Source organism: Rhodanobacter sp. FW106-PBR-R2A-2-24 (genome assembly GCF_058789615.1).
The window spans coordinates 112,341-127,181 of record NZ_JBYTBV010000002.1 but is presented as its reverse complement, the minus strand read 5'-3'; the positions used below and the strand labels follow the sequence as shown (position 1 = coordinate 127,181).

11 protein-coding genes, 1 tRNA gene and 1 riboswitch are annotated in these 14,841 nt (G+C 66.4%); of the genes, 8 read left to right on the top strand and 4 right to left on the bottom strand.

What is annotated here, in order from left to right:
• Positions 1–25 precede the first annotated feature (25 nt).
• The 3 genes from AC3WQA_RS01620 to rnr are packed head-to-tail and all read right to left on the bottom strand — an operon-like array spanning position 26 to position 3,623.
• Entirely contained in the window at positions 26–292 is a 267-nt protein-coding gene (locus AC3WQA_RS01620) for a CBU_0592 family membrane protein (protein WP_492673372.1), read from the bottom strand.
• Positions 289–1,035, bottom strand: a complete 747-nt coding sequence (gene rlmB / locus AC3WQA_RS01615; protein ID WP_492673371.1) for a 23S rRNA (guanosine(2251)-2'-O)-methyltransferase RlmB — start codon at positions 1,033–1,035, stop codon at positions 289–291. Before rlmB ends, AC3WQA_RS01620 begins: the two co-directional genes overlap by 4 nt.
• Complete coding sequence (rnr, locus tag AC3WQA_RS01610; RefSeq protein WP_492673370.1) at positions 1,032–3,623, bottom strand: ribonuclease R; 2,592 nt, start codon at positions 3,621–3,623, stop codon at positions 1,032–1,034. The genes rlmB and rnr overlap by 4 nt, the downstream gene beginning before the upstream one ends.
• Positions 3,624–3,759: 136 nt before the next feature.
• Between rnr and AC3WQA_RS01605 the strand changes: the two genes are divergently transcribed.
• The 8 genes from AC3WQA_RS01605 to AC3WQA_RS01570 all read left to right on the top strand — a co-directional run bounded on the left by AC3WQA_RS01605 (position 3,760) and on the right by AC3WQA_RS01570 (position 14,465).
• Positions 3,760–3,844 (top strand) — tRNA-Leu (locus tag AC3WQA_RS01605).
• A 187-nt stretch (positions 3,845–4,031) separates the two neighbouring features.
• Positions 4,032–4,131, top strand: a riboswitch (glycine riboswitch).
• 53 nt (positions 4,132–4,184) lie between these two features.
• Positions 4,185–7,106: an aminomethyl-transferring glycine dehydrogenase gene (gene gcvP / locus AC3WQA_RS01600; RefSeq protein WP_492673369.1), complete on the top strand. Its 2,922-nt coding sequence runs from the start codon at positions 4,185–4,187 to the stop codon at positions 7,104–7,106.
• 387 nt (positions 7,107–7,493) lie between these two features.
• Complete coding sequence (gene ovoA, locus AC3WQA_RS01595; protein WP_492673368.1) at positions 7,494–9,638, top strand: 5-histidylcysteine sulfoxide synthase; 2,145 nt, start codon at positions 7,494–7,496, stop codon at positions 9,636–9,638.
• 175 nt (positions 9,639–9,813) lie between these two features.
• Positions 9,814–10,977: a MalY/PatB family protein gene (locus AC3WQA_RS01590; protein ID WP_492673367.1), complete on the top strand. Its 1,164-nt coding sequence runs from the start codon at positions 9,814–9,816 to the stop codon at positions 10,975–10,977.
• A 138-nt stretch (positions 10,978–11,115) separates the two neighbouring features.
• A complete protein-coding gene (gene dcm, locus AC3WQA_RS01585; protein WP_492673366.1) occupies positions 11,116–12,375 on the top strand; it encodes a DNA (cytosine-5-)-methyltransferase in 1,260 nt (419 codons plus the stop codon).
• Positions 12,372–12,650, top strand: a complete 279-nt coding sequence (locus AC3WQA_RS01580) for a hypothetical protein (RefSeq protein WP_492673365.1) — start codon at positions 12,372–12,374, stop codon at positions 12,648–12,650. Before dcm ends, AC3WQA_RS01580 begins: the two co-directional genes overlap by 4 nt.
• A gap of 5 nt (positions 12,651–12,655) precedes the next feature.
• Complete coding sequence (locus tag AC3WQA_RS01575; RefSeq protein ID WP_492673364.1) at positions 12,656–13,087, top strand: very short patch repair endonuclease; 432 nt, start codon at positions 12,656–12,658, stop codon at positions 13,085–13,087.
• Complete coding sequence (locus tag AC3WQA_RS01570; protein WP_492673363.1) at positions 13,074–14,465, top strand: MvaI/BcnI family restriction endonuclease; 1,392 nt, start codon at positions 13,074–13,076, stop codon at positions 14,463–14,465. Before AC3WQA_RS01575 ends, AC3WQA_RS01570 begins: the two co-directional genes overlap by 14 nt.
• An 85-nt stretch (positions 14,466–14,550) precedes the next feature.
• Here AC3WQA_RS01570 and AC3WQA_RS01565 read toward each other — a convergent pair whose 3' ends face one another.
• Complete coding sequence (locus AC3WQA_RS01565; protein ID WP_492673362.1) at positions 14,551–14,769, bottom strand: addiction module antidote protein; 219 nt, start codon at positions 14,767–14,769, stop codon at positions 14,551–14,553.
• Between the last annotated feature and the right edge of the window lie 72 nt (positions 14,770–14,841).

Sequence of the window (14,841 nt, the reverse complement as noted above, 5' to 3'; positions counted from 1 at the left end):
ATCGCGCCAAAGACCCATGCCGGGATCAAACCTGCGGTTCGGCGCCACGCCGGCGCACCTCGCGGGCGATGCCATAGACGCTGACCGCGACCCAGGCCACCTCCAGCATGAACGCCGGCCAGTTGTGCTCGCCAAACAGCAGCGAGAGCATCACGCCCAGCGCGCCCAGTGCATTCATCAGCTGATAAACGAGGCCGTTGCCGTGCAGCTTGCGCGACTGCAGCAGGAAGAACGCGCCAAGCACCAGCAACACGCCGGCATAGCCGGCCCAGTCGTACCAGAGAAGGTTCATCGCTTTGCACTCCGCTGCCGCAAGGCCTCGAACAGGACGATACCGGTCGCCACGGACACGTTGAGGCTTTCCATCACGCCAGGCATCGGGATTTTTGCCACGAAATCGCAGTGCTCGCGAGTGAGCCGGCGCATGCCTTCGCCCTCGCTGCCCAGCACCAGCGCCACCGGCCCCTTGAAGTCGATGGCATAGATGGGTGACTCGGTGTCGCCGGCCAGCCCGGTGATCCACACGCCGGTATCCTTCAGCACTTTCAGCGTGCGCGCGAGGTTGGTCACGGCGACCAGCGGCACGCGATCCGCGCCGCCGGCCGAGGCGCGGCGCACCACCGGGGTGAGGCCCACCGCGCGATCCTTGGGCACGATCACCGCGGTGACCTTGGCCGCGGCGGCGCTGCGCAGGCAGGCGCCGAGGTTGTGCGGGTCGGTGACGCCATCCAGCACCAGCACCAGCGCCTCGCCGCCGGCCTGTTCCAGCAGCTCCGGCAGGTCGCCTTCCGTCGCCAGCGCGGGCGCTTCGTACAGCGCCGCCACGCCTTGGTGGCGCGCCTCGCCGGCGAGCTTGTCGAGCTGCTCGCGCGGGCGGTGATGCACAGGAATCTTCAGCGTCTTCGCGCGTTCGGCCAGCTCGTGCACACGCGGGTTGCGCTGGCCGTTCTCGATGAGCAGCTCGCGCACGCGCGCGGCGTCGTTGTCCAGTGCGCCGTCGACCGGGTTGATGCCGACGATCCAGTGTTCGTTCATTGCCTGCCTTTGGGTTTGGGGGAGCGCGCCGGCTTGCGCGGTTTGGCGGCTGCCGGCGTCGCTTGCTTCGTGGTCTGTTTCGCGGCCTTCTTCACCGCCGGCCGGGCCGGGCGCGTCGCGGCCGGCGGCGGATTATCGCGCGCCGGCGGCACGGTAGCCGTCGGGGCTTCGTCGCGGCGACGGCTGAACAGCTTGCCGATGGCCTTGGCGGCCTTGCCCACCAGGCCCGACGCCGGGTTGCTGCCCGGCAGCGAGTAGCGTTCGCCCGTGGCGGCATAGTCGTAGGCCTTGCCCGGGCGCGGCGGCGGCGCGGCGGGCGCGCGTGGCTCGGCCAGGCGGAAGTCGATCTTGCGATCCTCCAGGCTGGCGCGCAGCACCTGCACGCGCAGGTGGTCGCCCAGGCGGAACTGCGCGCCGGTGCGCTCGCCTTTCAGCAGGTGCCGCTGCGGATCGAAGTGGTAGTAGTCGTTGCGCAGCTGGCTGATGTGGATGAGGCCGGACACCTTGGATTCGTCCAGCTCCACGAACAAGCCGAACGAGGTGACGCCGGTGACCACGCCAGCGAATTCCTCGCCTACGTGCTTGGCCATCCACGCGCACTTGTAGCGTTCGTCCACGTCGCGCTCGGCCTCTTCCGCGCGGCGTTCGCGCTGGCTGCAATGCAGCGCCAGCGTGGCCATCTCGGCGGGGCTGTAGGTGTAGTCCTTGGGCTTGCCGCCGGTGAGCGCGTAGCGGATCGCACGATGCACCAGCAGGTCGGGATAGCGCCGGATCGGCGAGGTGAAGTGCGCATAGGCCGACAGCGCCAGGCCGAAGTGGCCGCGGTTGTCCGGCTGATACGCGGCCATGCTCTGCGCGCGCAGCAGCACGCTCTGGATCAGTTCGCGCTCGGGGCGCGCGGCCACCATGCGCAGGATTTCGGAGAAATCGGCCGGCGTGACATCGGCCACCGGCGGCATGCGCAGCTTGAATTCGCGCAGGAACTGCTGCAGATCCTCATACTTCTCCGCCGGCGGCGGCTCGTGCGCGCGGAACAGCGCCGGGATCTTCTTCTTCTCCAGGAACAACGCCGCCTGCACGTTGGCGGCGATCATGCATTCCTCGATCAGCTTGTGCGCATCGTTGCGCGCCGTGGCGCCGGCCGATTCCACCTCGCCGCGCTGGTCGAGGCGGAACTTCACCTCCGGCGTCTCGAAGTCGATGGCGCCGCGCGCCTTGCGCTGCGCGGCCATCGCCTGGTACAGCGCGTGCAGGTTTTCCAGCTGCGCCAGCACGTCGCGCACCTGATCCAGCGCGCCGGCCTCGCGCAAGCCCACGGCCTGCCACACCTGGTCGTAGGTGAGCCGCGCATGCGAGCGCATCACCGCGGGGTAGAACTTCGACTTCGCCACCGCGCCGCCGGCGTCCACCACCATGTCGCAGACCATGCACAGGCGGTCGACCTTGGGGTTCAGCGAACAGATGCCGTTGGAGAGCGTCTCCGGCAGCATCGGCACCACGAAACCGGGGAAATAGGTGGAGGTGCTGCGCTCCTGCGCTTCCTTGTCCAGCGCGCTGCCCACCGGCACGTAGTGCGACACGTCGGCGATGGCGACCACCAGCCGCCAGCCACCGCCGCGCTTCGGCTCGGCGTACACGGCGTCGTCGAAGTCGCGCGCGTCGGCACCGTCGATGGTCACCAGCGGCAGCTTGCGCAGGTCGACCCGCCCTTCGCGCTCGGCAGCGGCGACCACGGGTTCCACCTCCGCCGCATCGCGCAACACCTCGGGCGGCCACTCGTGCGGCAGGTTGTGGCTGGCGATCGCCATTTCGATCAGCAGCGACGGCTGCAGGCGCTCGCCCAGCACGGCACGGATCGCGCCCAGCGGGCCACGCTGCGGCGTCGGCGGATCGGTGATTTCGGCCACCACGATCTGGCCGGCCTTGGCGCCCAGCGTCTGCCCGGGCGCGATCATCACGTCCTGGTGCAGGCGGCGGTCGTCCGGCGTCACCAGGGTCACGCCGTTCTCCACCACCACCCGTCCCACCAGCCGCGGCGAGCGCCGCTGCAACACCTCCGCGATCGCGCCCTGGCGCCGGCCGCGCCGATCCACGCCCACCACGCTGGCCAGCACGCGGTCGCCGTGCAGTACTCCACGCATTTGTTGCGGCGAAAGATAAAGATCCTCGCCGCCCTCGTCGGGACGCAGGAAGCCGTAGCCTTCGGCGTTCGCCAGCACCACGCCGGGGATCAGGTCGAGCTTCTTCGCCGGCGCGTAGCCGCCGCGCCGGCCCAGCAGCAGCTGGCCGTCGCGCACCATCGCGCCGAGGCGCTTGTGCAGCGCGAACAGGTCGCTGTCATCGAAAAGCTGCAGCGCCTCGGCGATGAGCGCCTCGGTCAGCAGCGCGCCGCGCGCCTCCAGCAGGGCAAGGATCGCCTCGCGACTGGGAATGGGCCGCTCGTAGCGCTTGGCCTCGCGGTCGGCCTGAGGGTCGCGCGCCACATCATGGCGGCTGGCCGGTGATGCAGTGCGCTGGCCGGTGGAAGTTTTCTTTCTGGCTGGCGCGCGGACGCCCGCCAGCTTGCCATCCTTGTTTTTCTTGGTCACGAAATTGCCTTGTGTCGAGTGCCGCGCCGGGGCCGGCACGGCGATTTGGATAAGGCCGTCAACAAAGTGTTGACAAGGCCTGGGACGCCCCCTAGTCTACGCGGCTCACGCAGCCCGCAAGGCTCGCGCGACACCTGCCCAGGTGGCGGAATTGGTAGACGCACTAGTTTCAGGTACTAGCGGGTAAAACCGTGGAGGTTCGAGTCCTCTCCTGGGCACCAATTGTAAACGAAGCCCGCCGCAAGGCGGGCTTCGTTTTTGTCGCGCCGATCCGTTGCCACGCCCGCGCAACCGCGCACGTGGCTGCCTGTATAATTGCCGGCTTGAAACGCAGGGTGGGAGAAGTGGCGCGCGCGCCACTGCCGAAGGCGCAACGCCCGTAATCGCTCAGGCCCCATACCATCCTGCGTACAGCACTCTGGAGAGAGCGGTTCGATCCGCCGCCGAAGGGGCAAGAGACGCGCCAGCGCGTTTCCAAACTCTCAGGCAAAAGGACAGAGGGGCGCTTCGCGTGCAGCATGCACGCCGGCCTTCATCAGCCATTATCGGACGCCCCATGCCATGAACCAGACCACCCCTTCCCTGCGCGAGCTGGAACAGCACGACGCCTTCATCGGCCGCCACATCGGCCCCGACGATGCCGAAATCGCGCAGATGCTGCGCCTCCTCGGCCACGATTCGCTGGAGTCGTTCACCGACGCCATCGTGCCCGCCAGCATCAAGTCCGCCGCGCCGCTGGCACTGCCTGTCGCGATGAGCGAAGTGGATGCGCTGGCGAAGATCCGCGCCATCGCCGGCAAGAACCAGGTGTTCAGGAGCTTCATCGGCCAAGGCTATTACGGCACCCACACGCCGAACGTCATCCTGCGCAACATCCTCGAGAACCCGGCCTGGTACACCGCCTACACGCCCTACCAGGCGGAGATCTCCCAAGGCCGCATGGAGGCGCTGATCAACTTCCAGACCATGTGCGCCGACCTCACCGGCATGGAGATCGCCAACGCCTCGCTGCTGGACGAGGCCACCGCGGCGGCCGAGGCGATGACCCTGGCCAAGCGTTCGGCCAAGGCCAAGGGCAACACCATCGTGGTGTCCGGCGACACGCATCCGCAGACTATCGAAGTGATGCGCACGCGCGCCGAGCCGCTGGGCCTGGCGATCACGCTGGCCAACTCCGCCGAAGAATGGGACGCCGCGATCGCCGCCGACGACTACTTCGCCGCGCTGATCCAGTACCCCGCCAGCAGCGGCTGGCTGATGGACTGGAGCGACGAAGTCGCCAAAGTCCATGCCAAGGGTGCGCTGGCCATTTTCGCCAGCGACCTGCTGGCACTGACCCTGCTGAAGTCGCCGGGCGAGATGGACGCCGACATCGTGATCGGCAACACGCAGCGCTTCGGCGTGCCGTTCGGCTTCGGCGGCCCGCACGCCGCCTTCATGGCCTGCCGCGATGCCTACAAGCGCTCGATGCCGGGCCGCCTGATCGGCGTGTCCATCGACGCCGAGGGCAACCAGGCCTACCGCCTCACCCTGCAGACGCGCGAGCAGCACATCCGCCGCGAGAAGGCCACCAGCAACATCTGCACCGCGCAGGTGCTGCTGGCCGTGATGTCCTCGATGTACGCCGTCTACCACGGTCCGGCAGGCCTCACCCGCATCGCCTCGCGCGTGGCGCGCCTCACCGCGATCCTCAAGGCCGGCCTGGCGCAGCTCGGCTTCACCACCAGCCACCATGAAAGCGCGTTCGACACGATCAGCCTGAAGACCGGCGAGCGCACCGACGCCATCGCGGCGCGCGCGGTGGCGCTGGGCGCCAACCTGCGCAAGGCCTGGGGCGAGTACCTGTGCATCTCGCTGGACGAGACCACCACGCGCGCCGACATCGAGCTGCTGTGGCGCATCTTTGGCGGCGATGACGCGAAGCTGCCCAGCATCGACGCGCTGGATGCCAGCGCGCCGTCGCTGATCCCGCAGGCGCTGCAGCGCACCTCGGCCTTCCTCACCCATCCCGTGTTCAACAGCCACCACAGCGAGCACGAACTGCTGCGCTACCTGCGCTCGCTGGCGGACAAGGACCTGGCGATGGATCGCACGATGATCCCGCTGGGCTCGTGCACGATGAAGCTCAACGCCACCGCCGAGATGATTCCGATCACCTGGCCGGAATTCGCCAACATCCATCCGTTCGCGCCGGCCGGACAGACCGAAGGCTACCGGGAACTCATCAGCTCGCTGGAAGCGCAGTTGGTGGAAATCACCGGCTACGACGCGGTGAGCCTGCAGCCGAACTCCGGCGCGCAGGGCGAATACACCGGCCTGCTGGCGATCCGCGCCTACCACGCCGCGCGCGGCGAAGGCCATCGCGACATCTGCCTGATCCCCGAATCCGCCCATGGCACCAATCCGGCCTCCGCCAACCTGTGCGGCATGAAGGTGGTGGTCACCAAGTGCGACGCCAACGGCAACGTGGACGTGGAGGACATCCGCGTGCAGGCCGCGAAGCACGCGGCCAACCTCGCCGCGATCATGCTCACCTATCCGTCCACCCATGGCGTGTTCGAGGAGGACGTGGTCGCCATCTGCGACATCGTCCACCAGCATGGCGGACAGGTGTACACCGACGGCGCCAACATGAACGCGTTGGTGGGGCTGGCCAAGCCCGGCAAGTGGGGTTCGGACGTCTCGCACCTCAACCTGCACAAGACCTTCTGTATCCCGCACGGCGGCGGCGGCCCGGGCGTGGGCCCGTGCGCGGTGCGTTCGCACCTCGCGCCGTTCCTGCCGGGCGCGCTCGGCAACGAGGGCGCGCGCACGCAGGGCACCGGCCACGGCGCAATGGTCAGCGCCGCCACCTTCGGCAGCGCCTCCATCCTGCCGATCAGCTGGATGTACATCACCCTGATGGGCTCGGCGGGCCTGCGCAAGGCCACCCAGGTGGCGATGCTCAACGCCAACTACATCGCCAAGCGCCTCGCGCCGCACTACCCCACCCTCTACACCGGCCGCAACGGCCTGGTCGCGCACGAGTGCATCCTCGACCTGCGCCCGCTCAAGGACGCCACCGGCATCAGCGCCGAGGACGTGGCCAAGCGCCTGATCGACTTCGGCTTCCACGCACCCACGCTGAGCTTCCCGGTGGCCGGCACGCTGATGGTGGAGCCCACCGAGAGCGAATCGCGGTACGAGCTGGATCGCTTCATCGACGCCATGATCCAGATCCGCGACGAGATCCGCGCGGTGGAGGAAGGCAAGCTCGACCGCGACGACAACCCGCTGCGCAACGCCCCGCACACCGCGTTCGCGGTGAGCGCCAGCGAGTGGACGCACGCCTACCCGCGCGAGCTGGCCGCCTTCCCGCTGCCCTCGCTGAAGCTGCAGAAGTACTGGCCACCGGTGGCGCGCGTGGACAACGTCTACGGCGACAAGCACATCATGTGCGCCTGCATCCCGGTGGAGGCGTACAAGGAAAAAGCAGAGGCGTGATGTTCTACTCCCCTCTCCCGCATCGCGGGAGAGGGGCCGGGGGAGAGGGCAGCTTTTCGCCAGACACCCACACCCTCTCTCCAGTCCTCTCTTCCTCGCTCCTCATGGCAGGGCCATCCATGGCCCTTCCCCGCGTCCGCAAGCGGAAGAGAGGCTTCAGCAAAAGCCCCGCCTTGCGCGGGGCTCTTCGTTTGAGGAATGCGGCCACGGATGGCCGCCCGTCTAGCTCTCGCGATCAGGGATGACTGCAGGAATGGTGCCATTGAATCCGTGACGGCGCGCCTTACGTATACGTGACGCGCAAGCCCATCGGGCCGCACGGCAGTCCGCGTGCCAGAATGCAGGCTCCAGGCGCCGTCTGTTTCCCCGGGATCGAGAGGTATCGCCTTGAACGCTTCCACGCTCGCCGAGCCTGCGCCCCGCGCAGCCACCACCGCGCTGCCGCGCACGCCCAACCTGCATGAAGCCGACCCCGCGCGCCTGCGCGCCGTGCTTCGCGACTACTTCGTCAGCACCTTCGACCGCTATGAGTCGCTGTTCGAAACGCTGGCGGTGGACGCAGCCTGGTACGAGCCGGCGATCACCCTACGCCACCCACTGATCTTCTACTTTGGCCACACCGCCACCTTCTTCGTCAACAAGCTGCTGCTGGCGCACCTGATCGACGAGCGCCTCGACCCGCGCCTGGAGTCGATCTTCGCCGTCGGCGTGGACGAGATGAGCTGGGACGACCTCGACACCACGCATTACGACTGGCCCGGCATCGACGAGGTGCGCGCCTATCGCGCCAAGGTGCGCGCGCTGGTGCTCGACCTCATCGACCACGCGCCGCTCGCCACGCCCATCGGCTGGGACAACCCGTGGTGGGCCATCGTCATGGGCATCGAGCACGAGCGCATCCATCTGGAAACCTCCTCGGTGCTGATCCGCCAGCACAAGCTGGCCTACGTGAAACCGCACCCCGCGTGGCAGCCCTGCACGCAGACCGGCGAGGCGCCGGAAAACACGCTGGTGAAAGTACCGGCCGACAAGGTGGCGCTGGGCCGCGAGATCACTAGCGCCATCTACGGCTGGGACAACGAATACGGCTGCCACGAGGCCGAGGTGCCGGCCTTCGAGGCCAGCCGCATGCTGGTCAGCAACCGCGAATTCCTCGCCTTCGTGGAGGACGGCGGCTACGCGAAGGACGCGCATTGGGACGAGGAAGGCCGCGCCTGGCGCGATTTCGCCAAGGCGACGCACCCCACCTTCTGGCGCCATTCGCAGGACGGTTGGAAGCTGCGCCTGATGACCACGGAGGTGGCGATGCCGTGGAACTGGCCGGTGGAAACCAACTACCACGAGGCCAAGGCGTTCTGCCGCTGGAAATCCACGGTGAGCGGCCAGCCGGTGCGTCTGCCCACCGAGGACGAGTGGTATCGGCTCCACGCCGAAAGCCGGCGCGGCGTGCCCGACGGCAAGACGCCGGAGGCGAACATCAACCTCGCCCACTGGGCCTCGTCGTGCCCGGTGAACCATTTCGCCCAGGGCGAATTCTTCGACGTCACCGGCAACGCCTGGCAGTGGACGGAAACCCCGATCTACCCGTTCGAGGGCTTCCAGGTGCACCCGATCTACGACGACTTCACCACGCCCACCTTCGACGGCCGCCACAATCTGATGAAGGGCGGCTCGTGGATCGCCACTGGCAACGAGGCCGAGCCCGCCTCGCGCTACGCCTTCCGCCGCCACTTCTTCCAGCACGCGGGCTTCCGCTACGTGGTGTCGAAGCACATGAAAGCCGCGCCCGCCTCGCACTACGAGAGCGACAAGCTGCTCAGCGAATACGCCGAGTTCCACTACGGCGACAGCTATTTCGGCGTAGCGAACTTCCCGAAGGCGCTGGTGGAGCTGGCGATGGGCGCGCTCGGCGACGCGCCGCGGCGCGCCGCGCTCGACCTCGGCTGCGCCTCCGGCCGCGCCACCTTCGAGCTGGCGCGCCACTTCGACCACGTCACCGGCGTGGACTTCTCCGCCCGCTTCATCGGCCAGGGCGCGCTGCTCGCGCGCGGCGACAGCCTGCGCTACCTGCTCACCGACGAAGGCGAGTTGGTGGAATACAAATCACGCAACCTCGCCGAGCTGGGCCTCGCGGACGTCGCGGTCAAGGTGGAGTTCTGGCAGGGCGACGCCTGCAACCTCAAACCGCAATTCACCGGCTACGACTTCATCCTCGCCGCCAACCTGATCGACCGCCTGTACAACCCCGCGCAGTTCCTCGAAGCCATCCACGAGCGCCTGAACCCCGGCGGCGTCCTGATGATCACCTCGCCCTACACCTGGCTCACCGAGCACACCCCGCGCGTGGACTGGCTGGGCGGCTTCAAGAAGGACGGCGAGAGCTTCACCACGCTGGACGGGCTGGACGCCATCCTGGGCACGCACTTCCAGCGGCTGGGCGAGCCGCAGTCGGTGCCGTTCGTGATACGCGAGACGCGGCGCAAGTTCCAGCACACCTTGTCCGAGGTGACGCTGTGGCGGCGACGCGCGTGAACCGCTCGGCCCGCGTCGCTCTACTCCCCTCTCCCACCGAGAGAGGGGCCGGGGGAGAGGGTCCGGGCTGGCCGCAGCACCCCGCCGTGCCCAAGCCCCTTCGCTCCAGCGCCCATGCCTCGCGCACCCGCGAAGCTGGCATGGATGCCGTTCAACATGTTGTGCAAGGACGTCGATGACTTTCGACTTCGACCAGCCCATCGACCGCCACGGCACCCACGCGGTGAAGTTCGACGGCCGCCGGCAAAAATTCGGCAGCGATGCGGTCAACCCGCTGTGGATAGCCGACATGGATTTCGCGGCGCCGGCCTGTGCGAGCGAGGCCGTGATCGCTCGCGCGCGGCATCCGATCTACGGCTATACGCAGTACCCCGAGAGCCTGTACCAGTCGCTGCTCGACTGGTGCAGGCGCCGCCACCGCTGGCAGGTCGAACGCGCCTGGCTGGTGCCGGCCGCCGGCGTGCTGGCCTCGCTGTCGGCCGCGGTGCAGGCCTGCACCGCCGTGGGCGACGCGGTGATCGTGCAGCCACCGGTGTACCACGGCTTCTTCCGCGCCGTGCAGGACAGCGGGCGGCGCCTGCTGCACAACCCGCTGCGAGAAACCGACGGCCGCTACGCGATGGACTTCGCGCAGCTGGAGCAGCTGGCCCGCGACGGTGCGCGCGCCCTGCTGCTGTGCAACCCGCACAACCCGGTCGGCCGGGCATGGCACCCGGACGAACTCGCCAACGTGCTCCGCATCGCACGCAAGCACGACCTCACCATCATCAGCGACGAAGTGCATGGCGACCTCGCGCTGCCCGGCGCCAGCCACCACCCGATGGGCAGCGTCGCGCAGGCGGATGATCGTGTCATCACCCTGCTCTCGCCCAGCAAGACCTTCAATCTGCAAGGGCTGGGGCTGGCCGTCATGGTGGCGCCGCGCCCCGACCAGCGCGAAGCGCTGCAGCACACGGTCGCGACCCTGCACCTGGGTGACGCCAACCCCTTCGCGATCGCCGCCGGCGAGGCCGCATGGCGCGGCGGCGGCCCGTGGCTCGATGCCCTGCTCGCCTATCTTGCCGGCACGCGCGACTTCGTCGCCGACTACCTGCGCACGCGCCTCCCCTCAATCCACCTGGCGCCCCCCGAAGCCGGCTACCTGCTGTGGCTGGACTGCCGCGCACTGGGCATGGACGACGCGGCGCTGCGCGACTTCTTCATCCACCGCTGCCGGCTCGGCCTGAACCCCGGCACCGACTTCGGCCCCGGCGGCAGCGGTTTCATGCGCATGAACATCGGCACGCCGCGGCGAAACATCGCGGCGGCACTGGAGGCCATCGGAGCAGCCGCGAGTTAAAACGGAGCAAAACAAGTGAACCCGGCTCCGTTTCCGCGACTCCGTTTCCGAACCCGACCACGTTGTCAAATCGCATCTCGGCTTTTGAGACGAAAATCGGACATACTGTCCGCAATCCGTCCCGCGTAGAGCCAGCCCATGCAAGACGTTCGCCAGCTTCTGACCACCCTCCGGGGCCGCTACAACCAGACCGAGTTGGCGCAAGCGCTCAGCATCACCACGCGCACCCTGCGCCGCTGGGAGATCGGCGAGACCGACCCACCGCCCTACGCCGTCGACGCCATCCGCCAACGCCTGCTGCCGCTGGCTGATCCCTCGCAGAGCGGAGACGGTGACTTTCGCTTCATCGACCTGTTCGCCGGTATCGGCGGCATCCGTATGGCTTTCGAGGCGCACGGCGGGCGCTGCGTGTTCACCAGCGAGTGGAATCCGTACGCGCAAAGAACCTACCTCGCCAACTTTCCGAAAGCGGCGCATGCACTGGAAGGCGACATCACCAAGGTCGATGCCAGCGACATCCCCGACCACGACGTGCTGCTGGCCGGCTTCCCCTGCCAGCCTTTCAGCATCGCCGGCGTGAGCAAGAAGAACGCGCTGGGGCGTGCTCACGGCTTCGCCGACGAGACCCAGGGCACCCTGTTCTTCGACGTGGCGCGGATCATCGCCGAGAAGCGCCCGGCGGCGTTCCTGCTCGAAAACGTCAAGAATCTGGTCAGCCACGACAAGGGCAACACCTTCCGCGTCATCAAGAAGGTGCTGGAGGAAGAACTCGGCTACCACATCACATGCAGGGTGGTGGACGGCGCGCACTTCGTTCCTCAGCACCGCGAGCGCATCCTGATCGTCGGCTTCCGCGAAAAGACCGACTTCACCTTTGACGACATGCTGCTGCCCGAGCACAAGCCGACCCTGAAGGAAATCCTGCATCCGCAGGACGGCAGCGAGAAGCCGGAAGCGCATTACACCGCAGGGGCGAAAGCCAAGGTGGACGATCGCTACACGCTCACGCCGAAGCTGTGGGCGTACCTGCAAGCCTATGCCGAAAAGCACCGCGCCGCGGGCAATGGTTTCGGCTTCGGCCTCGTTACGGGCGACAGCGTGACGCGTACCTTGTCCGCCCGCTACTACAAAGACGGCTCGGAAATCCTCGTTTCGCAAGGCCCGCGCAAGCGCCCGCGCCGGCTTACGCCGCGCGAGTGCGCTCGCCTGATGGGGTTCCCGGACGACTTCGTCATTCCGGTCAGCGATACGCAGGCTTACAAGCAGTTCGGCAACAGTGTGGTCATGCCGGTCATGCGCGAAGTTGCCCGCGTCATGAAACCGCGCATTCTGGAATTGATCGACCCTGAACTGGCAAGGCAAAAGTCCATTTTGCTACATGAAGGAGAAAGCGCATGAACGCTTCACGCATTCCCGCCTATGACCGCAACAACCCGGATGGCATGCTGGTCTGGTTCGCCGAAATGGCGAACCGCGACCTCCTTTTCCACGCGGAAGACGCACCGGAAAGCATCATCAATCTCGCCAATGACAAGCCGCTTTTCTCGCAAACCGAATGCGAAAAGGCCAGCGCAATTCTGGCGGACATGTTTGCCGAATACGGCGATGGCGTAATTGAAGCAAGCTATCCCATCTTCATGCGCAAGGCCGGGCAGGTTCGGGCGTTGAACTGATTGCCATGGATGTAGTGAATGCGGCCACACGCAGCCGGATGATGGCTGGCATCCGTGGCAAGGACACCCAGCCTGAACGAATTGTGCGCAGTTTCCTGCATCGCGCCGGGCTGCGCTTCCGGCTGCATGCCAAGCTGCCCGGCAAGCCTGACTTGCTGCTGCCGAAATACTGCACCGCCGTATTTGTGCATGGCTGTTTCTGGCACCGGCACGGAGGCTGCCGCTACGCCACTACACCGACGAACAACGCCGCGTTTTGGTGCGAAAAGTTCGCCACCAACGTGGCTCGTGATGCCAAGGTCAGGCAACAACTGGAGGAGCTTGGCTGGCGTGTACTAACCATCTGGTCTTGCGAGCTGGACGATCACAGCCTCGCGAAGCTTGCGGCTACAATCCGCAAATACTCCGAGAGGGAAAACGTGAATGGCAAGGTCTGATGATGCGGACAAGTGGCTGTCGGGGATCGACCTTGCTGCCGTGTTCAGCATGCTCCGCGACAATGGCGCGACTGAAGTGCTCTACAAAGTCTTGCCCAAGAACGCGAACAGCAAGAATCAAGTCTATCTAGCCAATGATTTGTCCCAGCTCGGCAAGATTCCGTCCGGCGAAGTGACAGCCCACGTTTCCACCTCGGAGAAAAGTGGCAAACAGGAAGCGGTGTTCCGTTCCGCACTGGATTTTTACTGGCTGGACGAAAACGGCCAGACACAGCATGCGCCGAAGGCGCAACTGATCTTCTACCCGCAATATCCCGAAGTGCGTTTCTCCGGCTTCCTGCAAGGCTGCAAGAATCCGCCGACCACGCTATGGGTGAAGGAAAAACGCGGCGAAGTGCCCAACCGTATCCTCATGTTCGGCCTCGGCAATGGAGTCAAGGTTTTTGGCATCACCTTGCCGCCGGAGTCGCCGGCAGCGAAAGAAATTCGCGCTGGCGAACCGCGAGACGCTTACGGTTTGCTCAACATTTTGCCAATGCCCGGCCAGGACACTGGTAACGGTTTCCTCGAACTGATGGCCAAGTTGTGCCGCATCCATCGGCGCGGCTGGGTTCCTTCGACCCGCCTGGACAAGAACGGAAAGCTGGTTCCCTGCAATGCATCGAACTGCAACGGCAACACATTGGAATCGCTGTTGGGCATCCGATCCAACGGTTACGCGCTGCCGGATTTTCGGGGCTGGGAAGTGAAGGCGCGACAGGTGCCGAATGCCGACAAGCCCGGTTCCAGCATCGTCACCTTGTTCACACCAGACCCGACGGCCGGCTACTACGGCGAGCATGGCGTGTCCGACTTCATTCGGCGTTACGGCTACGCGGACACCAAGGGGCGTGAAGATCGCCGCAACTTCGGCGGCATCTACAAAGCGGGTGTGCAGGCACACAACCGCACCGGCCTGCGCTTGGTACTGGATGGTTTCAACGCCGAAACCCGCAAATACGCATCCGCCGGCGCCATTCAACTGCTCGACGGGAAGGACGATGTGGCCGCCTCCTGGCCGTTCGCGAAGCTGCTCGACCACTGGAAGACCAAGCACGCCCACGCCGCTTTCGTGCCGTCTCAAGCGAGCAAGACCGGCGAGCGCCAATATCGTTTCGGTCGCGGCATCCTGCTCGGCGAAGGCGCAGAGTTCAGCCGGTTCCTGCACGCCGTCCACGAAGGCAGGGTCTATTACGACCCCGGCATCAAGCTGGAAGGCATCTCGACCGGCAAGCCGAAAACCAAGGCGCGCAGCCAGTTCCGGGTGAAAAGTCTGGATTTGCCTGCACTCTACGAAACTAGTCGCGTCGTAGATGCCTGCGAAGAAGCAAGGCGCTGAAATCGGTGCCCAGCTTCTTTTTCGGACGGATTCGACGCTGGCGCCCATCGCACAGCCCCGTTGGCCGTGGCCGGCCCCGCGTGATTCACGCCGCCAGCGGCTTGGTCGTCAGTTGCAAGCCCATGGCATGCAGGATCCGTGTCACCGTCGCAAAGCTGGGGCGGCCCTCGCCGGAGAGTGCCTTGTAGAGCCCGGCGCGCGTCAGCCCGGCGTCGCGCGCCAGCTGGCTCATGTTGCGCGCGCGAGCCACTTCTTCCAGTGCCGCCAGAATCACCCGGTCGTCGCCATCGGCGCCGTCGATCACTACTTGCAGAACGAAAACGGGGTCAGGTTCACTTCCGTGGCACCTGACCCCGCCTACCTCACGACTCGCCCC